At 71.2% G+C, this 20,248-nt stretch carries 21 protein-coding genes; 10 read left to right on the forward strand and 11 right to left on the reverse strand.

Annotation, left to right across the window (positions count from 1 at the left end):
• Nucleotides 1–38 precede the first annotated feature (38 nt).
• Nucleotides 39–833: a metal-dependent hydrolase gene (locus tag CG723_RS39855; RefSeq protein WP_100598435.1), complete on the reverse strand. Its 795-nt coding sequence runs from the start codon at nt 831–833 to the stop codon at nt 39–41.
• A 157-nt stretch (nt 834–990) separates the two neighbouring features.
• Here CG723_RS39855 and CG723_RS39860 point away from each other — a divergent pair, with 157 nt between their 5' ends.
• The 3 genes from CG723_RS39860 (at nt 991) to CG723_RS39870 (ending at nt 4,944) form a co-directional block, all read left to right on the forward strand.
• Nucleotides 991–3,504, forward strand: coding sequence for a DEAD/DEAH box helicase (locus CG723_RS39860; RefSeq protein WP_199842080.1), 2,514 nt, complete (start codon nt 991–993; stop codon nt 3,502–3,504).
• A 67-nt stretch (nt 3,505–3,571) separates the two neighbouring features.
• Nucleotides 3,572–4,444, forward strand: a complete 873-nt coding sequence (locus CG723_RS39865; RefSeq protein ID WP_100598436.1) for an acyl-CoA thioesterase — start codon at nt 3,572–3,574, stop codon at nt 4,442–4,444.
• The gene (locus CG723_RS39870; protein ID WP_100598437.1) at nt 4,441–4,944 is read left to right on the forward strand and encodes a tetratricopeptide repeat protein; all 504 of its coding nucleotides are present in this window, start codon (nt 4,441–4,443) and stop codon (nt 4,942–4,944) included. The genes CG723_RS39865 and CG723_RS39870 overlap by 4 nt, the downstream gene beginning before the upstream one ends.
• Nucleotides 4,945–4,981: 37 nt before the next feature.
• On the opposite strand, the gene CG723_RS39875 is transcribed toward CG723_RS39870, so the two are convergent.
• Both CG723_RS39875 and CG723_RS39880 read right to left on the reverse strand, forming a co-directional pair.
• Nucleotides 4,982–5,923 (reverse strand): DUF6397 family protein, encoded by a 942-nt coding sequence (locus CG723_RS39875; protein ID WP_100598438.1) that lies wholly within the window; start codon nt 5,921–5,923, stop codon nt 4,982–4,984.
• A gap of 110 nt (nt 5,924–6,033) precedes the next feature.
• Complete coding sequence (locus tag CG723_RS39880) at nt 6,034–6,432, reverse strand: roadblock/LC7 domain-containing protein (RefSeq protein ID WP_100598439.1); 399 nt, start codon at nt 6,430–6,432, stop codon at nt 6,034–6,036.
• A 96-nt stretch (nt 6,433–6,528) separates the two neighbouring features.
• Between CG723_RS39880 and CG723_RS39885 the strand changes: the two genes are divergently transcribed.
• The gene (locus CG723_RS39885) at nt 6,529–6,957 is read left to right on the forward strand and encodes a PPOX class F420-dependent oxidoreductase (protein ID WP_100598440.1); all 429 of its coding nucleotides are present in this window, start codon (nt 6,529–6,531) and stop codon (nt 6,955–6,957) included.
• Between the two features lie 12 nt (nt 6,958–6,969).
• Here CG723_RS39885 and CG723_RS39890 read toward each other — a convergent pair whose 3' ends face one another.
• Genes CG723_RS39890 through CG723_RS39910 form a run of 5 tightly spaced genes read right to left on the reverse strand, consistent with a single transcriptional unit; the run spans nt 6,970 to nt 11,817 of the window.
• Complete coding sequence (locus tag CG723_RS39890) at nt 6,970–7,584, reverse strand: GTP-binding protein (protein WP_100598441.1); 615 nt, start codon at nt 7,582–7,584, stop codon at nt 6,970–6,972.
• Complete coding sequence (locus CG723_RS39895; RefSeq protein ID WP_100598442.1) at nt 7,565–7,996, reverse strand: DUF742 domain-containing protein; 432 nt, start codon at nt 7,994–7,996, stop codon at nt 7,565–7,567. The genes CG723_RS39890 and CG723_RS39895 overlap by 20 nt, the downstream gene beginning before the upstream one ends.
• Before the next feature lie 16 nt (nt 7,997–8,012).
• A complete protein-coding gene (locus CG723_RS39900; RefSeq protein ID WP_100598443.1) occupies nt 8,013–8,450 on the reverse strand; it encodes a roadblock/LC7 domain-containing protein in 438 nt (145 codons plus the stop codon).
• The gene (locus CG723_RS39905; protein WP_100598444.1) at nt 8,447–10,987 is read right to left on the reverse strand and encodes a sensor histidine kinase; all 2,541 of its coding nucleotides are present in this window, start codon (nt 10,985–10,987) and stop codon (nt 8,447–8,449) included. The genes CG723_RS39900 and CG723_RS39905 overlap by 4 nt, the downstream gene beginning before the upstream one ends.
• Before the next feature lie 56 nt (nt 10,988–11,043).
• Nucleotides 11,044–11,817: an MHYT domain-containing protein gene (locus tag CG723_RS39910; protein ID WP_100598445.1), complete on the reverse strand. Its 774-nt coding sequence runs from the start codon at nt 11,815–11,817 to the stop codon at nt 11,044–11,046.
• A 227-nt stretch (nt 11,818–12,044) separates the two neighbouring features.
• Between CG723_RS39910 and CG723_RS39915 the strand changes: the two genes are divergently transcribed.
• Complete coding sequence (locus tag CG723_RS39915) at nt 12,045–12,644, forward strand: class I SAM-dependent methyltransferase (RefSeq protein WP_100598446.1); 600 nt, start codon at nt 12,045–12,047, stop codon at nt 12,642–12,644.
• Nucleotides 12,645–12,680: 36 nt separating this feature from the next.
• Here CG723_RS39915 and CG723_RS39920 read toward each other — a convergent pair whose 3' ends face one another.
• The gene (locus CG723_RS39920; RefSeq protein WP_100598460.1) at nt 12,681–13,448 is read right to left on the reverse strand and encodes an alpha/beta fold hydrolase; all 768 of its coding nucleotides are present in this window, start codon (nt 13,446–13,448) and stop codon (nt 12,681–12,683) included.
• A gap of 136 nt (nt 13,449–13,584) precedes the next feature.
• Here CG723_RS39920 and CG723_RS39925 point away from each other — a divergent pair, with 136 nt between their 5' ends.
• From CG723_RS39925 to CG723_RS39940, 4 genes are all read left to right on the forward strand, one after another.
• Complete coding sequence (locus CG723_RS39925) at nt 13,585–14,112, forward strand: PadR family transcriptional regulator (RefSeq protein WP_100598447.1); 528 nt, start codon at nt 13,585–13,587, stop codon at nt 14,110–14,112.
• A gap of 97 nt (nt 14,113–14,209) precedes the next feature.
• The gene (locus CG723_RS39930; RefSeq protein ID WP_100598448.1) at nt 14,210–14,506 is read left to right on the forward strand and encodes a hypothetical protein; all 297 of its coding nucleotides are present in this window, start codon (nt 14,210–14,212) and stop codon (nt 14,504–14,506) included.
• Between the two features lie 179 nt (nt 14,507–14,685).
• Entirely contained in the window at nt 14,686–15,663 is a 978-nt protein-coding gene (locus CG723_RS39935; protein WP_100598449.1) for a hypothetical protein, read from the forward strand.
• Nucleotides 15,664–15,835: 172 nt separating this feature from the next.
• Nucleotides 15,836–17,233: a tannase/feruloyl esterase family alpha/beta hydrolase gene (locus CG723_RS39940; protein ID WP_100598450.1), complete on the forward strand. Its 1,398-nt coding sequence runs from the start codon at nt 15,836–15,838 to the stop codon at nt 17,231–17,233.
• A gap of 9 nt (nt 17,234–17,242) precedes the next feature.
• On the opposite strand, the gene CG723_RS39945 is transcribed toward CG723_RS39940, so the two are convergent.
• Both CG723_RS39945 and CG723_RS39950 read right to left on the reverse strand, forming a co-directional pair.
• Nucleotides 17,243–17,425 carry a hypothetical protein gene (locus CG723_RS39945; RefSeq protein ID WP_100598451.1) on the reverse strand — a complete coding sequence of 61 codons (183 nt, stop codon included), beginning with the start codon at nt 17,423–17,425 and terminating at the stop codon, nt 17,243–17,245.
• A 238-nt stretch (nt 17,426–17,663) separates the two neighbouring features.
• Nucleotides 17,664–18,719, reverse strand: coding sequence for a fatty acid desaturase family protein (locus tag CG723_RS39950; protein WP_100598452.1), 1,056 nt, complete (start codon nt 18,717–18,719; stop codon nt 17,664–17,666).
• A 355-nt stretch (nt 18,720–19,074) separates the two neighbouring features.
• Here CG723_RS39950 and CG723_RS39955 point away from each other — a divergent pair.
• A partial coding sequence (locus tag CG723_RS39955; protein WP_234374769.1) for an SNF2 helicase-associated domain-containing protein occupies nt 19,075–20,248 on the forward strand: 1,174 nt, incomplete at its 3' end.

Consider the following 20,248-nt stretch of genomic DNA (forward strand, 5'->3'; position numbering starts at 1 on the left):
CATGACCCGTCGGACACCCTCTAGGGGCGTGCGACGGCTCAGATGACGTTGAGCGCGGCCGCGCACCCCACTCCGCCGAGCAGCATGAACACAGGCATCAGTACCTTGAGCTCGACCCAGCTGCCCGCTCGGAAGCGCATCATCTTGGGCGGGCCGATCGGGTACCAGCGCTTGCGGCCGATGGGGATGGGCCACAGGACCGGGCAGCCGGAGACCGTGAGCGCGTCCCCGATGTCGTGCACCAGGGCGCCCAGGACGATGGGCAGGCCCAGCCACAGGTACTCCTGGCCGGGCTGCGTGAACAGCCAGTCCGACCCGTTGCCCGGCTTGTCGAGGACTCCGGCGAGGATCCAGGCGCTGGTCCCGGCGAGCAGCCACACCAGGACATCGCTGCTGGAGCCGCGTGCCGCCCGCCACAGCAGGCCCTCGATGGCCAGCACCATGTGGACGAAGAGGAGGGCGAGGACCGCCCAGCGCCCGCCGAATATCGCCGCGGCGGAGGCGCCGGCGCCGATGAGGACCGCCCACAGCCAAGTGTGCGTGAGGGTGCGGTGTCCGCCGGAACGGCGCGGGTCGCCCTTCATACGGGTCGCCTTGTAGACCGCGTACGACAGCTTGTCGACGATCTCGCACAGGCCGCGCGACACCGGGCCGAAGGCCCGCGAGATGGTGGCCGCCTTGTGGTCCAGGTCGGGGGCGAGGGCCGCGCCCGCGCAGATCAGTGCCCCGACGAGCACGACGGGCCAGGGCATGGGGTGTCCGGCGGCGGCCGCGGCCGCGCCCACCCCCAGCCAGGCCGCTGCTCCTGACAGCGAGTGTGCCGGTCCCATCATGGCTGTGTTCCGCCCCATTCCACTTGTGTCGGTGCCCAGTTGTCCCCACCCGGGCCACCACGTCCTGACGCTCCGTCGGCGCCACAGCGTACCTTTCGTGATCTTCGTGCAGGCAACCGATTGCCGGATCGGGTCGGAAGGCAGGCAAGATGGGGGCGTGACCCTTATCGATCAGCTGCCGCAGACCGCCGACCCCGACGCCCTCTACGAGGCTTTCGAGTCGTGGGCTGTGGAGCGCGGGATCACCCTCTATCCCCACCAGGAGGAGGCGCTGATCGAGGTGGTGTCCGGGGCGAACGTGATCGTCTCGACGCCCACGGGATCCGGCAAGAGCATGATCGCCGCCGGTGCGCACTTCGCGGCGCTCGCACGGGACGAGGTCACCTTCTACACGGCACCGATCAAGGCGCTGGTCTCGGAGAAGTTCTTCGAGCTGTGCAAGCTCTTCGGCACGGAGAACGTCGGCATGCTCACGGGTGATGCGTCGGTCAACGCCGACGCCCCCGTGATCTGCTGCACCGCCGAGATCCTCGCGTCCATCGCGCTGCGCGACGGGGCGCGGGCCGACATCGGCCAGGTCGTGATGGACGAGTTCCACTTCTACGCGGAGGGCGACCGCGGCTGGGCCTGGCAGATTCCCCTGCTCGAACTCCCCCAGGCGCAGTTCATCCTGATGTCGGCGACGCTCGGCGACGTCGCCATGTTCGAGAAGGACCTGACGCGGCGGACCGGCCGCCCCACGTCCGTGGTCAGCTCCGCGACGCGTCCGGTTCCCCTTTCCTACGAGTACCGGCTCACGCCGCTCACGGAGACGCTGACCGAGCTGCTCGACACCCGGCAGGCCCCGGTCTACATCGTGCACTTCACACAGGCGCAGGCCGTCGAGCGGGCGCAGGCACTCATGAGCATCAACATGTGCACGCGCGAGGAGAAGGAGAAGATCGCCGACCTGATCGGCAACTTCCGCTTCACCACCAAGTTCGGCCGCAATCTGTCGCGCTACGTGCGGCACGGGATCGGCGTGCACCACGCGGGCATGCTGCCCAAGTACCGGCGCCTGGTAGAGAAGCTCGCGCAGGCGGGCCTCTTGAAGGTCATCTGCGGCACGGACACGCTGGGCGTCGGGGTCAACGTGCCCATCCGTACCGTCCTGTTCACCGCTCTGACGAAGTACGACGGGACGCGGGTGCGGACGCTCCGCGCGCGGGAGTTCCACCAGATCGCGGGCCGGGCCGGCCGGGCCGGCTTCGACACGGCGGGCCTCGTCGTGGCGCAGGCGCCCGAGCACGTCATCGAGAACGAAAAGGCGCTCACGAAGGCGGGCGACGACCCGAAGAAGCGCCGCAAGGTGGTCCGCAAGAAGGCCCCCGAGGGCTTCGTCGGCTGGACTGAGAACACCTTCGAGAAGCTGATCGGCTCGGCTCCGGAGCCGCTGACATCCCGCTTCCGGGTGACGCACATGATGCTGCTCGCGGTCATTGCCCGCCCCGGAAACGCCTTCGCCGCCATGCGCCACCTCCTCGAGGACAACCACGAGCCACGCAAGCAGCAGCTGCGTCACATCCGCCGCGCGATCGCCATCTACCGCTCGCTCCTCGACGGCGGCATTGTCGAGAAGCTCGACGTGCCCGACTCCACGGGCCGGATCGTCCGGCTGACGGTCGATCTCCAGCAGGACTTCGCGCTCAACCAGCCGCTGTCGACGTTCGCCCTCGCCTCGTTCGACCTGCTCGACCCCGACTCGCCGTCGTACGCGCTCGACATGGTGTCCGTCGTGGAGTCGACGCTCGACGACCCACGCCAGATCCTCGCCGCCCAGCAGAACAAGGCGCGCGGTGAGGCTGTAGCGGCGATGAAGTCCGACGGCGTCGAGTACGAGGACCGCATGGAGCGGCTCCAGGACATCACGTACCCGAAGCCCCTGGAGGAGCTGCTCTTCCACGCGTACGACGTGTACCGCAGGAGCCACCCGTGGGTGGGTGACCACCCGCTGTCGCCGAAGTCCGTGATCCGCGACATGTACGAACGGGCCATGACCTTCACGGAGTTCGTGTCCTTCTACGAGCTCGCCCGCACCGAGGGCATCGTCCTGCGGTACCTCGCCGGCGCGTACAAGACCCTTGAGCACACGGTCCCCGACGACCTCAAGTCCGAGGACCTCGAAGACCTGATCGCCTGGCTGGGCGAGATGGTCCGCCAGGTCGACTCCAGCCTCCTCGACGAGTGGGAGCAGCTCGCCAACCCCGAGGTCATGACGGCCGAGGAGGCTCAGGAGAAGGCCGACCAGGTCAAGCCGGTCACGGCGAACGCGCGCGCGTTCCGTGTGCTCGTCCGCAACGCCATGTTCCGCCGGGTCGAGCTGGCCGCCCTCGACAACGTCGACGAACTGGGCGAGCTGGACGCCGACGCGGGCTGGGACGCGGACGCCTGGGGCGAGGCCATGGACAAGTACTGGGACGAGTACGAAGATCTCGGCACCGGTCCCGACGCCCGCGGGCCGAAACTGCTGCAGATCGAGGAGAACGCCGCCCACGGCCTGTGGCGGGTGCGCCAGACGTTCGCCGATCCGAATGGCGATCACGACTGGGGCATCAGCGCCGAGGTCGACCTCGAGGCGTCCGACGCGGAGGGCCGTGCGGTCGTCCGCGTCACGGACGTCGGCCAGCTGTAGGTCCTGACCCGGTCGCCCACCCCGGACGCAGCGCCCGGAGCGCGGTGCAGAGATGAGAGAACAACGCATGACGAACCCAGCTGAGCGGCTCGTCGACCTGCTCGACCTGGAGCAGATCGAGGTCAACATCTTCCGGGGCCGCAGCCCGCAGGAGTCCCTGCAGCGGGTCTTCGGCGGCCAGGTGGCCGGCCAGGCGCTCGTCGCCGCGGGCCGCACCACTGAGGGCGACCGGCCCGTGCACTCGCTGCACGCGTACTTCCTGCGTCCGGGCCGCCCCGGCGTGCCCATCGTGTACCAGGTCGAACGAGTCCGCGACGGCCGGTCGTTCACGACGCGCCGCGTCACCGCCGTGCAGCAGGGCCGCACGATCTTCAATCTGACCGCCTCCTTCCACAAGCCCGAGGACGGGAGCTTCGAGCACCAGCTGCCGCCGGCGCGCGAGGTTCCCGATCCGGAGTCCCTGCCGACGATCGCCGACGAGGTGAGTGCTCATCTGGGCACGCTGCCCGACGCGTTGGAGCTCATGGCGCGTCGCCAGCCCTTCGACATCCGGTATGTGGACCGGCTGCGCTGGTCCCCGGAGGACATCGAGAGCGCCGAGCCGCGCAGCGCGGTGTGGATGCGCGCGGTCGGGCCCCTCGGCGACGACCCGCTCGTGCACACCTGCGCGCTCACGTACGCGAGCGACATGACCCTCCTCGATGCCGTGCGCATCCCCGTGGAACCGCTGTGGGGGCAGCGCGGTTTCGACATGGCTTCGCTCGACCACGCCATGTGGTTCCACCGTCCCTTCCGCGCCGACGAGTGGTTCCTGTACGACCAGGAGTCCCCGATCGCGACGGGCGGCCGTGGTCTGGCCCGCGGCCGGATCTACGACGCCGACGGACATCTCCTCGTGTCCGTGGTGCAAGAGGGCCTCTTCCGGAAGCTCGGGGAGTGACCGGAGCCGACGACCGGGACGCGTCGCTCGCGCGGGCCGTGCGGCTGCGCGAGGACGGCCTGCGCGAAGAGGCTCGCGAGCGGCTCGTCGCGCTGTCCACCCGGTTCCCCGAAGACGCCGAGGTCGCGTACCAGACAGCCTGGGTCCACGACACGCTCGGACTCGAGGCCGACGCCGTCCCCTACTACGTGCGGGCACTCGCCGGCTCGGGCCTGAGCGCGGACGACCGGCGTGGCGCGCTGCTCGGTCTGGGCAGCACGTACCGCACTCTTGGCCGCTACCCGGAGGCGGTCGCCACGCTGAGCGGCGGCACCACCGATTTTCCCGAGGACAACGCCCTCAAGACGTTCCTGGCCATGGCCCTGTACAACGTGGGACGCGCGCACGACGGGATGCGGCTGCTGCTGACCGTCCTCGCGGAGACGAGCGGCGACCCGGACCTCATCGCGTACCGGCCGGCCATCGAGCACTACGCCAAGGATCTCGACGCCGTCGAATAGGCCCACGCTTGCGAATTGCCGCCGCCACGGGACCGGTTCAGGCTCCTCTGCGGCGGAGCCAGCCCAGCAATCCGCGCGACGGGTGGAGTGGCTCGGTGTCGGGCGGACTCTGCTCGCCCGTAGCCCTTGACGGTTCCGCCAGTACCACATCCGGCGCCGGAGGGGCCACCGCGGGGAAGCCCGCCCTCGGTCGCGGCGCAGGTCGCAGGCCGCGCGCCTCCGCCAGGCTGAGGAGCAGGCTCGCCCTGAGCCAGCTGATCTCGTGCGGGTCGTCCGCCGTCATGATCCGCTCGGCGATGCGTGCCGATGGCGAGTCGGGCGCCCCATGTCCCGTCGACTCGGGCCGCAGTTTGCTCAGATATCCGCGCTCGTAAGGGCACTTGACGAGTTCGAGGACCGTCACCGGGTCGAGGAGGGACGCGACCGCTGAGGCGCGCTCCCATGCGTCGTCGCTCTGCCCGAGCAGGTGGCCCGCGTGCCGCGACCGCCAGTTGCGGGGCCGCAGGTCGATCCCCGCGTCGAGGCGGGCGCGGATACGGTCGGGTGCGCGTCCCGTCATCAGCGGTGCGTTGACCTCGGCCGCCGCGAACTCCCTCAGCTCCTCGGCGAGATAGAGCCAGACCACGGCCCTGTAGCGATTCAAGTAGAAGCGAACCGGCGTCAGTATCCCCGCGCGGGCGAGTCGCGTGAACCTGGCCGTGGTGATGTCCATGAGGCCCGCGCCTTCCGTGGTCCCCACGGCCCGGACCTGCTCCCGCAGCGAATCCGGGAAGCCCGCGGTGTCACGCACCCGCTCGATCTCCTCGCGGGCCACGCGGCGGCGCCCGCCGGCGTCGGCCGGTACGGTGCGGACGCGTCCGAGTCGTACCGCCAGCTCGAACTCGCCCCGTTTCAGCCCCAGTTCGCGAGCCGCCCTGCTCTGTGCGAGCGAGGCGGCGGGTACCCGCGTGGCCGGTGTCGTGATGGTGTTGCCACCCATGTGTGATCTCCCCCGTGAGTCGTGATCGCTCCCGGGAAAAACCGTAGCCCGAAACCCGCCCGCGCCGCTGAGCCTGTGGATAACTCCGATGGGCTCGGCGTTTGCGCAGGTCAAGAGCCTTCTGCTCGACGGGCTCCCACGCCGAGGTGCTCGCCGACCCGATTGACGAGCAGCGTCATCTCGTACGCGACCTGGCCGATGTCGGCCTCGGCCGAGCTGAGGACGCACAGGCAGCTGCCGTCGCCGGCCGCCGTCACGAAAAGCACGGCGTCGTCGAACTCGATCATCGTCTGCCGGACCCCGCCCGCACCGAAGTGCCGCCCAGATCCCTTGGCCAGGCTGTGCAGACCGGACGACACGGCAGCCAGATGCTCGGCGTCCTCCCGCCTGAGGTCGCTGCTCGCCCCGGTGACCAGACCGTCGTTGGACAGAACGAGAGCGTGGCGCACATGTTCGACACGCTCCGTCAGGTCGTCCAGCAGCCAGCCGAGCCCCTCGTTGTCCGCCATGATCCCGTCTCCCCCATTCCCGATCGCTCCCCTACCCGGAGGATCTGTTTCGCCAGCCTTCCCCACGCTCGGCGTCTCGGCAAGCAGGATGACCCCATGGCACACAAGATGACCGATGAGGAATGGCGGGCGTTCGTCTCCGAGGGCACCCGTACCGCCAAGCTGTCCACCGTGCGGCCCGACGGCAGCCCGCACATCGCGCCCGTCTGGTTCGTACTCGACGGCGAGAACGTCCTGTTCAACACCGGCAAGGACACCGTGAAGGGGCGCAACCTCGCTCGGGACAACCGAGTGGCCCTGTGCGTGGACGACGATCGGCCGCCGTTCTCCTTCGCGGTGATCGAGGGCCGCGCCGAACTCGTCGAGGACCTGGGGCAGGTGCGGGACTCGGCCGCACGGATCGGCGGGCGTTACATGGGCGAGGACCGCGCCCAGGAGTTCGGCGAGCGCAACGGCGTGCCCGGCGAGCTCCTGGTGCGCGTACGGATCGAGAAGGTCGTGGCCCTGGCAGGGCTCACCGACTGACGACGTCGCACGTCAGCTCACGGAGTCGAGAAGCCGGGCGGTGTGCATCCGCCCGGCGTACTCGACGAGCCGGATCAGCACCTCCTTTCCCGAGTCGCGGTCGCGGGCGTCGCACAGCACGACGGGTGTCCCGCGGTCGAGATCGAGGGCGCGGGACACCTCGCGGGCACCGTAAGCACGCGCGTTCGTGAAGCAGTTGACCGCCACGACGAACGGGATGCGCCGGTGCTCGAAGTAGTCCACGGCGGGGAAGCTGTCCTCGAGCCGTCGGGTGTCCGCCAGGACGACGGCGCCCAGCGCGCCCTGTGACAGCTCGTCCCAGAGGAACCAGAAACGGTCCTGCCCGGGCGTGCCGAACAGGTAGAGCGAGAGGCCGGACCGGATGGTGATGCGGCCGAAGTCCATGGCGACGGTCGTCGTGGTCTTGCGCTCCACCGCTCCGGTGTCGTCCACGTTCTGGCCGAGTTCGCTGAGCAGTTCCTCGGTGCGCAGGGGCCGGATCTCGCTGACGGCGCCGACCAGGGTGGTCTTGCCCACCCCGAATCCGCCCGCGACCAGGATCTTCAGAGCCAGGGCGGAGTTGTCGGCGTGGTCGGCGTTCGTCTCTTCAGAGTGCTCGGAGGCCATCGATGACTTCCCTCAAGATCTTTTCGTCGGGTAGCTGTGCGGGCGGCACGGGCCGGCTGACCTTGACGCAGCCCATGTCGAGCAGGTCGCCCAGGAGCACCCTGACCACCCCTACGGGGAGGTCGGTGCCCGCGGCGAGTTCGGCGACCGACTGCGTCTCGGTACGGCACAGCTCGATGAGCGCCCTGTGCTCGGGGCCTAGCGCCGTGTCGTCGTCCTTGCCGGGCGCGGCGTCGTCGAGCTTGACGAGTGCGATCAGGTCGAAGCGCACCCCTCTGGGCCCGGGTGACGTGCGCCCGCCGGTCATCGCGTAGGGGCGGACCAGGGGCCCGGCCTCGTTGTCGTACCACTGGCTTCCCGACCGGTCGGGGCTGCCCCGTCCCTGGTCGTCCCTGTGCCCGTGATCGTTCATCGTCGTGGCCGTCCGGTCATCCGGCGGCGGGCGGGTGCGCGGCGAACCGCGGTGGGGTGTAGAGGTGTTCGCCGACCCGCTTGACCATGCGGGCCATCTCGTACGCGACCAGGCCGATGTCGGCGTCGGCCGTGCTGAGGACGGCGAGGCAGGAACCGTCGCCCGCGGCCGCGACGAAGAGAAAGCCGTCGTCCATCTCGACCATGGTCTGGCGGACGCCGCCCGCTCCGAAGTGCCGGCCCGCCCCCTTGGCGAGACTGTGGAAGCCGGAGGCGACGGCGGCCAGGTGTTCGGCGTCCTCGCGGCCGAGGGCGCTCGACGCGCCGACGGCGAGTCCGTCGTTGGACAGGACGACCGCGTGCCTCAGCTCGGCCACGCGCTGCACCAGGTCGTCGAGGAGCCAGTCGAGTTCTCCGGACCGGGGCGCGGCGTCCATGGTCGGGTCCTGGATCATGTGGGGTCTCCTTCGGTGCTGTCGCTGCGGGGCACGGGTCCTGAGCCGGCTCCTGGTGGGCGGCCGCCGCCCCGGACCCAGCCGTCACGGAACGCCGCCATGCGCTCCCGCGCCTCTTCGGGCGTCCGTGCGTCGGATTCCTGGCGCCGTGCGCCGCTGTCCTGCTCCGCGGGCCGCTCGCGCAGCTGGGGCGCGAGGCTCGCCTGCCGCACCCGCTTGGGCAGTCCGTCCGGCGATTCGTCGTCGGTGTTGTCTGCGTTGTTCGCGGGCTGCCTGTGCAGGCGCAGGGCGGTGACGCCCGGGGGCGTTGGGGTGTCGTGAGCCGTGTCGGTGTCCGGCACAGCGTGTACGGCGGCGGCGATGGCGGGGCGTGGCCCCTGGGCGGGCACGGAGTTGCCGTTCATGTGAAGTGCTTCCGGGTCGGGCACGCGCGCGTAGTGGTGCTCCGTCGCGTGTTCCTGGGTGGTGTCCGCCCGTTCCGGGGTTCCGGCGTGCAGCAGGGGTGTGGGCAGCAGGACGACGGTGGTGGTGCCGCCATAGGGCGAGGTGCGCAGGTGCACCTTGATGCCGTGGCGGTGGGCGAGCCGGCTGACCACGAAGAGCCCGAGCCGGTCGCTGTCGAACAGGTCGAGCGCTTCGGAGTGGGCGATGCGGTTGTTGGCCTCTGCGAGGGTCTCCTTGCCCATGCCTAGGCCGCGGTCCTCGATCTCCAGGGCGTAGCCGTTTCCGACGGGTTCGCCGCTGACCCGCACCTTGGTGTGCGGTGGGGAGAACTGGGCGGCGTTCTCGACGAGTTCGGCCAGGAGGTGGGTGAGGTCGGCGACCGCGGCGCCCTGTACGGAGGCGGCGGGCAGTTGCCGTACCTCCACGCGCGCGTAGTCCTCGACTTCGGAGACGGCCGCGCGGACCACATTGGTCAGCGAGACGGGGGTGCGCCAGGCGCGGCCCGGGGCGGCTCCGGAGAGGATGATCAGGCTTTCCGCGTGGCGCCGCATGCGGGTCGTGAGGTGGTCCAGGCGGAAGAGGTCGCTGAGTTCGTTCGGGTCCTCGGCCCTGCGCTCCATGGTGTCGAGGAGGCCGAGCTGGCGGTGGACGAGGACCTGGCTGCGGCGGGCGAGGTTGACGAAGACACCGGAGATCCCGCTGGCGAGTTCCGCGCGTTCGGCGGCGGCGCGCAGGGCCGCCCTGTGCACGGTGCCGAGTGCCTCGGCGACCTGTCCGGTCTCGTCCTCGGCGGGAGGGCCTTCCGGCGCTTCCGCACGGACGTCGATCTCCTCGCCGGCGCGCAGTTTCCGCATGGCGTGCGGGAGTTTGCGCCGGGCGATCTCCAGCGCGGTGTTGCGCAGGCTGATCAGTTCGATGACCAGGCCTCGGCCGATGCGTACGGAGATCACGAGCGAGGCGGCGACGGCCAGCAGGCCGAAGAGGACGGCGGCGCCCGCGGGCGTGAGCAGTCCGCGGGTGAACGGATCCGCTCGGACCGCGGCCGTGCGCGCCGCGTCCGCCTCGATCGAGCGGAACCGGTTCTGCACGGTCGTGTGCGCACTGTCCCAGGTGAGTGCGGGCGCCGCGTCGAGCGCCGCGCGACCGGGGCGAGCGGCGATCGTCTTGTCCTCGACGGCGCGTACGTCGCCGTACGCCCTCCCCTCCACGAGGTTGCGCCAGGCGGTCCGTTGCGGTGCCGGGAGATCGGCGACGGCCGCTTCGGCGAGGGTCCTCCGGGTGTCGACCGCTCCCGTGAACAGCCGCAGCCGTGCGCCGTCCAGCGAGCCCGCGAGCCGTGCGGCGGTGAGCAGGGAGTCCTCGCGGGCGAGCATCTCGCCGGACCGAGAGAACTCGAGCAGCACGCGCGCGTCGGAGCCGAGTCGGTCGTCCTGGATCCCGGTCACCGCTCCGTTGACGGCGAACGCCGAGTCGATCGTCTTCGTGTACTGCTCGTACGTCCCCTCCCAGCCGGTCCGCCGACTGAGCACCGCGCTGCGCACGGAGCGCAGCTTCTCGGCGCCGGAGACGAACACCGAGAGGCGCTCACCGACCAGGGCGGGCAGATCGGCGCCGTCCGCGACGGTGTTGCCGTCGCCGAGGCGGAGCTTCGCCACGGCCTTGTCGGTCGCCGAGGTGCGCGTCCTGAGGGCGTCACCGCGGTCGGCCGCGGGCTTGGCGGAGTACGCGACGGCCGCGGTGCGTTCGGCCTGGAGCGCGGCGACCGCGTCGGCGACCGGGCCGCGAACCGTGGAGTCGACTCGCTGCAACTGCCGCATACGGGCGACGTCCTGGGCGGTGGTGACTGTCGCGTACGCCCACAGAGCCAGCAGGGAGACGACGGGCACCATCAGAAGGCACACGATCTTGGCGCGGACGGTACGGGGCCGCAGCCCTCGGCCTCCCGCGCGCGTGGGAGGCACGACAGGAGCGGACGGGCCGTCCGCTGTGTGGTGTTCTTCCGCGGGCGGTCCGGCGTGCGCGCGCCGTCCGCGCGCCGGGGGCGCGGGCTTGGGCGGTGCGCCGTTGATGGGGGTCCTACGGGGTGTACGCATGGCCTCCTCGCTCGTGGTGCGCTCGTGGTGCGAAGGGTGACGGCGCCGGTCCGCTGTCAGCGGGCGACGCTCTCGACGGGCCGCTGGGCCGACGCGGAGGCCTCGCGCTCCCCCGTGGTGGGGGACAGCGCGACGAACGCGGAGGTCAGGAACAGGTAGGACCCGAGGCCGACGGCGAGGGGGAAGATGAACTGCATGGCCGTGGCCCCGGGCAGGGCCGCTGCGGAGGACGCGACCTTCACGCTCACCGCCATCATTCCGGTGTAGTGCATGCTGGTCACCGCGCCTCCCATGACGAGGGAGGCGACCGCGACAGCGGCGGGCGACTTGATGTTGAGCCCCGCCCAGAGGGCGGCTGTCGCGGCGACGACGGCAATGGCGACGGAGAGCCCCACGAGCAGCGGGTCGTAGCGCACCTGGCCGTGCAGGCGCAGCGCCGCCATGCCCAGGTAGTGCATGCTCGCGACGCCGAGCCCCGTGGTGAGCCCGCCGAGGGCGAGGGCCCGGTTGCGGTCGCGGCCGTAGCCGACGGCGAAGACGCCGACGCCCACGACGGCCACGGCGACGGCCAGGCTGAGGACAGTGAGCGGCACGTTGTAGCGGATCTCCGTACCGGTGACGCCGAAGCCGAGCATCGCCACGAAGTGCATCGTCCAGATGCCGGTGCCGATCGCGGACGCCGCCGTGATCAGCCAGTTGCGCCGCGAACGGCCGGTGGCGCCAAGGGCGCGGACGGTGCAGCGCAGACCGAGCGCGGCGCCGATGGAGGCCATCACGTATGACAGCACGGGGGTAAGCCAGCCGAAGGTGGCGTGGTCCAGGTGTCCCATGGCTCCGGGACGCTAGACCTCTCCGGGGCGCACAACAGGGGCGCATTTCGAAAGGTGCTGGAATATGACAGAGAGACGCACCTGAACGATCGCGTCAGGCTCGAACATGTGCACCGTCCGCGCATGCGGCGGTTTCGGTTCGCATCGGTTCTCATCGGTCGCATGCGGAGTTTTCGATCACCCACACGCGCCTGCGCCCCCGCCCCCACGCGAGAGATCATGGAGTCATGAGCGACGACCACACGCACGTACAGGAGTTCTTCTCGGCCCGCGCGGCCCACTGGGACACACGGTTCCCCGACGACGGTCCGCGCTTCGAGGCGGCCGTCACCGAACTGGGGCTCCGCGCGGGCGACCGGGTGCTCGACGCGGGATGCGGCACAGGACGCGCCCTGCCGGCGCTCAGGGGCGCCGTGGGGCCTTCGGGAGCCGTACTCGGCGTCGACCTGACGCCCGCGATGCTGGAGGCCGCCGTGCGGGCGGGACGAGATCGCGCCGGCTCGCTGATGCTCGCCGACGTGACGCGCCTGCCGGTACGGTCCGAGTCGCTCGACGCCGTCTTCGGCTCCGGCCTGGTCGCGCACCTGCCCCAACCCCAGGAAAATCTGCGCGAGTTGGCGAGGGTGGTGCGCCCGGGCGGACTCCTCGCACTGTTCCACCCCATCGGGCGGGCGGCACTGGCCGCCCGGCAGGGCCGCGAACTCACCCCGGGCGACCTGCGCGCCGAGCCGAACCTCCGCTCACTGCTTGCCGGTTCGGGCTGGCAGATGACGTCGTACGTGGATGAGGACGACCGTTTCCTCGCGTTGGCGGAGCGCCGGGCCTGACGCCGTAGGGGCGTTGCCCCCGTCCCCCATGCCGGGCTACGCGATGACGTGGTCGCCCGCGACCGCCGCCGCGAAGGCCTCCGCGTTGTCGAACATGATGTTGTGCCCGGCGTCGGGCACGGTGCGCACGCGCACGCCCGCGGCCTCGAGGCCCGCGCGGTCCGCGAGTTCACCGCTGCGCGCGCCCTGCAGATACAGGCGGTCGATGTCCAGGTCCATGAGCATCCGCCGCATGATGGGGCGGGTGCCGCGGGCGAGCCCGACGGCGGTGCGGTGCAGGGCTAGGGGGTCCGCGAGGCGCATGGTGGCGGCCCACAGGGGGCCTATCTTGGCGAGCACGCGCGCGTGGCCGCCGCCCGTGACGTACTCGTCCTCCCCGTAAGAGGCGATTCCGCTGCTGCCCTCCACGCGGGGAGGGTACGGATCGAGGTTGGCCTCGGTGAGCACGAGCCGCGACACGAGATCGGGGCGCCGGTGGGCGAGGACGATCGCCACGGCGCCGCCCATGCTGTGCGCGACGAGCTCGGCCCCGGACGCGCCGGATGCGTCGAGAGCGGCCGCCAGGGCGTCGGCGTGGTCGTCCAGCGAGTACCCGAAGTCGGCGGGCCGGTCACTGATGCCGTGCCCCGGCAGGTCGACGAACAGCGAACGACGGCCCGCGAGTTCGGGCCTGCCGGCTATGTGCGCGTGATAGACGGTCGAGGCGGACCCCAACCCATGGACGTACACCCGCGACGCCCCGTACCCATCGGCCTCGACCCAGCGGATGTGGCTCTCCTGCGAGTCGAACCGGGCCTGCTTCATCATGCGCCCCCACTCCCTCTCCCCAGCAACCGCACAGCCCCGCCCTTACGGGGCACTCCGTAGAGCATACATCGACACCGATGTATTGCCAGACCGATGTACACCGAACCCGGAGGGAGTGCGGCACAATGAGGGCATGCTGGAACTCGCCATCCTCGGCTTCCTCTACGACGCCCCTCTGCACGGTTACGAGCTGCGCAAACGGATCACGGCACTGACCGGCCACGTGCGGCCCGTCGCCGAGAGCACGCTCTATCCGGCGATCAAGCGCCTGGAGAAGGCGGGCCTGCTCACCCGCGAGACGCAGCCGGGGTCGGTCGCGGCCCAGCGCCACGTCCTCAGCCTGACCGCCGCGGGCCGGGAGGAACTCCGCGGCAGGCTGGCGGAGCCCGGGCGGGCCGACATCACCGACGAGAACCGCTGGTTCACGGTCCTCGCGTTCCTGAGACACCTCGACGACCCGTCGGCGCAGGCGACGGTGCTCGCGCGCAGGCTGGCGTTCCTCGATGAACCGGCCAGCTTCTTCTACGACGGTGAACGGCCGCTGCGTGCCGAGGAGTTGGACGACCCGTTCCGTCGCGGCATCCTCACCATCGCCCGCGCGACCAGCCGGGCAGAACTCGCCTGGCTGCGCTCCACCCTCGCGGACTTGCGAGCACCGTAGACGAAACCCTTCTGAGCCCTTCTGGCGCTCGAACTCCAGCTCTACGTTGGTGATGTGACGCACCGTCGCACACGACAGCAGGGGGAAGGTGGCGTACATGTTCGACAGACTCCGCAAGGCCTTGGTCACACGGACACCGGCCGGCACGAGCGTCGCCGAACCGCCGCGCAAGCGGCCGCACAACCTCTTCGAGGCGGCGGCCACCTATGTCTCGGCGTCCGTCGAGGACGACGAGGACAGGCTCGCCGAGGCCGCGACGTGGGTGTCTCCGGAGGCCCTGACATTCGGCATCAACGAACTCGCGTGCCGCGCGGTCATCGCGCTCGCGCGGGAACGCGACGAGTCACCCCAGGTCGTGGCACGGACGCTGCTCGGCCTGCCCGCCGACACCTGACCCACGACGCCCGTCGGCTCTCCACGGAAGGCACACGAAGTGCGCACGGGATCTTGGCATGGTCCGCCCACGGGTCGCCACACCGGGTCCCCGTGGAGAATTTCCAGCTCAACGCCCTCGACGATCTCCACCGCGACTGGTTAGGGTGCGCCGACGGACGAAGCTCAGGGGAGGCTGGCATGGCCGGGACGGACGACGCGGTCGCCGCCGGGGACGACGCGCTGTACGTACTGACGGCGGTGTTGTTGACCCCTGCGAAGTTCCCCAGCGTGCTCGGGGACGACTACCCGGAGGCATGCGCCGCACTCGGGCTCGCGCCCCTCGCCGACGGGTACGGGCTCGTACTCGGGCAGGACGGGGCGGGGGCGCGCTGGACCGTCGTCATCGACGACGTGTCCCTCGTCGCCGTCGCCATCGCATCCTGGGACTGCGGCATGGAGTACGAGTTGTCGCCCGACGACCGCACGGTGGTCTCGGCTCTGCCGGGGTGGCCGCTCGCCCTGTCCGTGTCCGCGCCGGGTGTCCCCGCGCCGCACGACCCTGAGCACGACCCCGAGATCATGGACGGTCCGCCCCTCACGCCGCCGAACACGGAGACGTGGGGCCCCGCCCAACGGCGCCTCGGCGCCGACGAGATCGCCCTCCAGTGGGCGTCCTGGCGGGACCAGATCGACGACAGTGCGTTCTTGGCGGACGGCCCGGGCGGCGCGGACGTCACGGGTGGCACGCAGGACTCCGAGGGCGCGGCTGGCGCGGAGGCCCCGGAGGGTGCAGGCGGCACGGGCTCTGACCGCCCGGACGCCGGCAGCACGTCAACCCCCGATTCCGGCGACGCCACCGCCGCCTCTCCCGCAGCAAGCGACCCCGAGGCGCAGAGCACCCGTGCCCCGCACGCCGGCATCCGGCGGGTCCTCGCCGAGGTGCGCGCCTACGTGGACAGCCCTCCGCCCCTGGGCCGTGTCCGGTCGGCGTTCGCGTCCGGGGAGGCCAGGACGCTCCGGGCCGACGGCCCCGGCTGGTCGATGGTGGCCCGGACGGACGACATCGCGTTCGTGCTCCTGGACGACGAGCCCGGTGAGGTGCTGCCCGTGGGGCGGGGCCCCGAGCTGCCCGGCCTCCTGGAAGCGCTCGACAAGATGGCCGTACGCCCCTCCTGACTCCTCCCGCGGCGGGCCGCCGTCCCGCCGCGCGCACGCCGCCCCAACACCAGCCCCACATACCGCTCCCCTCCCCCATGTGGCGCCGGCCCATGGCCCGGTGACCCGTCCCGCCCGCACGATGGCCCCGCTCGTCACCCTTGCCGGTCCCTCGTCGTCGCGGAGGCTCCCCATGCGCGTGCCCGGAACAGTCCCCCTCTTCGCCACCGCCCTGCTGGCGCTGGCCGCCTCGGGGCCGGTGCCCGCGGGAGCCGCCACGGAGAGCGGCGGGGGCGGGGCCCACTGCGCACACCAGGAGCGGGTGCACGTCCCGGGTGCCGCCTTTCAACAGAGCGCCTGCCTGGGCGACTTGACGACAGTGGGCCTGGCCGGAACCCCGTACACCGACACCGCCGACCAGGCGGGCCTCACCGCGAAGGGGACCCGCAACCCGTCCGGCGTACCGGGTTCGCAGATCGACGGGTACTTCCCGGACGGCTCCAAGACCAATACGACGCACGGGTGGCAACACGACGCCCAATTCGTGATCAGGCTGCCCGACCACTGGAACGGCGGCCTCGTGGTGACCGGCTCACCCGGAAACCGTAAGCAGTACTCGACGGACGCGGCGATCTCCGACCGGGTCCTGGCCCAGGGTTACGCCTACGCGGCGACCGACAAGGGCAACACCGGGCCCGACTTCTACCGCGACGGAAGGCGCCCCGGCGACGCGATCGTCGAGTGGAACAACCGGACCACTCAACTCACCGGAGCGGCGAAGAAGGCCGTGGCCCAGCGCTACGGGCGGGCCCCGGACCGGACGTACATGACCGGGATCTCCAACGCCGGCTATCTGACGCGCTGGCAGCTGGAGAACCATCCCGAGCTGTACGACGGAGGCGTCGACTGGGAGGGCACCCTGTGGACCACGGACGGCCCGAACCCGCTCACCTCACTGCCGACCGCCGTCGCCTACGGGCTCGGGAAGGCCGACGACGACGATCTGTATCGCGTGGGCTTCGCGCGCGGGTCCGAATTCCTGTGGGCCTACCACCAGAAGGCCTACTGGGGGATCACGCAGAAGATCTACCGCGCCGAGTTCGATCCCTCGTACGACTCCAAGTGCCCCGGCCCGTCGGCGGGTTCGACGACGGACGAGCTGCTCGCGCCGTGCGCGTCCGACGTCTCCTACGACTACGCGGCACGCCCCGCCTCCGTACACCGGGCCGTCGCGCGGGTCGCGCTGAGCGGGCGGATCGGCAAGCCGCTGATCACGCTCCAGGGCGACCTGGACACCCTGCTTCCGATCGCGGCCGACGCCGATGTGTACGGGCGGATGGTCGACGACCGGGGGCGCGGCCGCCTGCACCGCACGTACACCGTGCAGGACGGCACGCACACCGATGGTCTCTACGACACCTATCCGGACCGACTGCGGCCCGTACTGCCCTGCTATCGGTCCGCGTTCGACTTGCTCACCGCGTGGGTGGAGGACGGCGCACGGCCGCCCGCCGACCACACGATCGCCAGGCCGGCGAGCGGCGACGTCGTCAACAGCTGCTCGGCGCCGGCAGCGGCCACCCGCCCGTAGCACCGCTTGTCAGCGGCCGATCTCCCTGCGTGAGGCGCGGCGGAGCCTGCGCCGCTGGGAGGGGTCAAGCGCCAGATAGGCCGCCGTGGGCACCCCGAGCACGATCAGGAGTGACGCCCACCAGGGCAGCCAGATCAACAGGATCAGTCCGGCCGCCACACCTCCTGCGGCGATCTTCGCGTTCCTCGACATGTCCGTCGCCTCCTTCGGGGGCTGCAAACCGCCCTCGCCATGAGAGGCGGGCCCCCGCCTCTACTCTCTGAAACGGACTCGCGGCCCGGGCGGTTCCTGTTCACGACCCTGAGACACCCCTGAGCCTCCACCCTGACGCACCCCTGAGCCCGGTGCAGCCCCATGCAGCACGCACGCCCCGTGACCCGGGCAAGGAGCCCGGGGCTCAGGGCTGCACAGGACCCGCCGGGAAGGTGGGTCACTCCATGCGCAGCGGCTCCCCGACCTCGTACATGTGGCGCAGGGCCTGCCGGTAGGAGTCGACGAGACCGGTCTCCGTGAAGGGGATGCCCAGGTCGCGGCAGTGAGCCTTGACGAGGGGCTGGGCCAGGCGCAAGTGGGGGCGGGGCATGCTCGGGAAGAGGTGGTGCTCGATCTGGTAGTTGAGGCCGCCGAGGAACCAGTCGGTCAGTGCGCCGCCCTTGATGTTGCGGGAGGTGAGCACCTGCCGGCGCAGGTGGCCCCAGCGCTCGCCGTCCGGGTCGGGCATCTCCATGCCCTTGTGGTTCGGCGCGAAGGCCATACCGAGGTGCAGGCCGAAGAGTGCCTGGTGGATCGCCGCGAAGGCGAGGGCGTGGCCGAGCGGCATGGTGGTCAGGAGCAGGGCCACGTAGCCGACGACGTGGGCGGCGAGGAGGAGTCCTTCCACGGCGCGTTCGCGCGGGGACTGGCGGCGCAGGTCCTGGAAGCCGGACAGCTTCAGGGCGAGGCCCTCCAGGAGGGTCAGCGGGAAGAACAGCCAGGCCTGGTTGCGGGTGAGCCAGCGACGGAAGCCGGAGCGCGTCGCGGCCTGCTTGCTCGTGAAGACGAGGACGTCGGCGGCCACGTCGGGGTCCTTGTCGATGTGGTTGGGGTTGGCGTGGTGCCGGTTGTGCTTGTCGTTCCACCAGCTGTAGCTCATGCCGAGCAGGAGATTGCCGTGGACGAGCCCGATGAGCCGGCTCACGGCGCGGTTGCCGGTGATCTGCGCGTGGCCGGCGTCGTGCCCCACGAAGGCGGTGCGCGCGCAGAGCACGGCGAGGACGGGAGCGAGGGCGAGAACCCACCAGGAACCGCCGATGAGAGCCATGCCCGTGCCGACCGCGGCGAGGGACAGGGCGTTCAGCGCGATGTTGCGCACGTACCAGCCGGTGCGCCGCTCCAGGAGGTCCTGGCTCTTGACGGTGCGCAGCAGCGGCGTGAACTCGCTTCCTTGCGGCTGCGTCCCGTTCGTACCTGAGGAATGGTCCACTACGGGTTCGACGGCCAGGGTCATGGCGAGGTCTCCGGTCTCTGGGCATGGCGATAGGCCTGTGATGGGCACGGCGATGGGCGTGTCGGGGTGTGGTGAGAGGTGTGGGGGTGGACGTACTGTCCGGACGCCCTGCTCACAAGACGGCCTGACCTCAACAAACCTAGAAATCAGCGGCCTTGGACACCATGACGCCACCACCCGACTGTGCGCGGGGTTAGCACCGCCCCCGGAGGGGGGCTAGCTCCACCCCTTTCGGGCAGGAGTGACCGGCGTCACCTTGTGACGCGGCTCGCCGGGCGGAGTCTTGGGGTACCCTCGGCGATTCCGCCCAGTAGTCAAATTTGAGGTATACGTCATCGCTGCCCACAGGCATCCCGTGGCAACACTCCCCGAGATCTCCGAACTGGTCCGCTGCTGCGCGGTCTTCGTGCCCGGCGACCCGGCACGCGAAGGAAGAGTCGCCTTCTGGCGCCCAGACGGCGGTCGGCCCCCGCACACGGAGGCCGGCAATCCCGAGGAGCTGAGCCTCGCCCTGCCCGGAGACGCCGGTGCCGAGCACGCCTCCGTACCCGCCGTCCTGCTGCCCGTACGCGCCGCGCTGCCGGTCCTCACGCGCGCGCGTGCCACCGCGCAGGCGCACCAGACCGCCGTCTTCTGGGGCGCCGCCTCCGTGCTCGCCCTCCAGTTCGCGGCACGCGGCCTGCTGCTGCCCGGGCTCACCGCGACCGACCACGACGCCTGGCGCGCCGGCCCGTTGCGGGCCGAGGATCTGGAGCGGGTCAGGGAACTGGCCGCCGCGATGCCGCCCGAGGCCCACGCGACACCCCTGGACGGACCGGAGCCCCTCCGCCTCCCCGCGCCCGAAGCGCTGCTGCGCGCCTTCCTCGACGCCGTCGCCGACGCTCTGCCCCGCTCCCCCGCGGCGAGCCTCGCGGCGGGCGCGCCGGCCTTCGCCGCGACCGAGCCACAGCAGGTGCCCGAACACCGCGCGTGGGCCGCCGATGTCGCCGCGGGACACGACGCGGGCGTGCGGATCTCGCTGCGCGTCGAGGTGCCGGGCCTCGACCGGGCCGTACCGGGAGCCGAGGACGAGGAGCGCGTCGCCTTCCGTGCCGTGCTCCAGATGCACAGCGTCAGCGACCCCGCACTGGTCGCCGACGCCACCGAGGTCTGGGCGGCGTCACGCGCTTCGGCCAAGGCCTTCGGGCCGCGGGCCCGCATGGACGCCCTGCTCGCGCTGCGGCGTGCCGCCCGCGCCTGGACGCCCCTCGCGCCGCTGCTCTCGGCGGCCGTCCCGGACGCCCTCGACCTGGCGGACGAGGAGATCACCGACCTCCTGGGCACCGGCGCGCGGGACCTCGCGGCGGCGGGTGTCGACGTGCACTGGCCCCGGCAGCTGGCGCGCCGGCTGAGCGCACGCGCGGTCATCGGCCCTCCGGGCGAGGGGTCCCCCGGAGGGGAGAGCCCTGACCGATTCCGGACGACCACCCCGTCGTTCCTCTCCGCGGACGCCCTCCTCGCCTTCAACTGGCGCTTCGCGCTGGGCGACC

The organism is Streptomyces sp. CB01635 (assembly GCF_002803065.1).
Classification (GTDB): domain Bacteria; phylum Actinomycetota; class Actinomycetes; order Streptomycetales; family Streptomycetaceae; genus Streptomyces.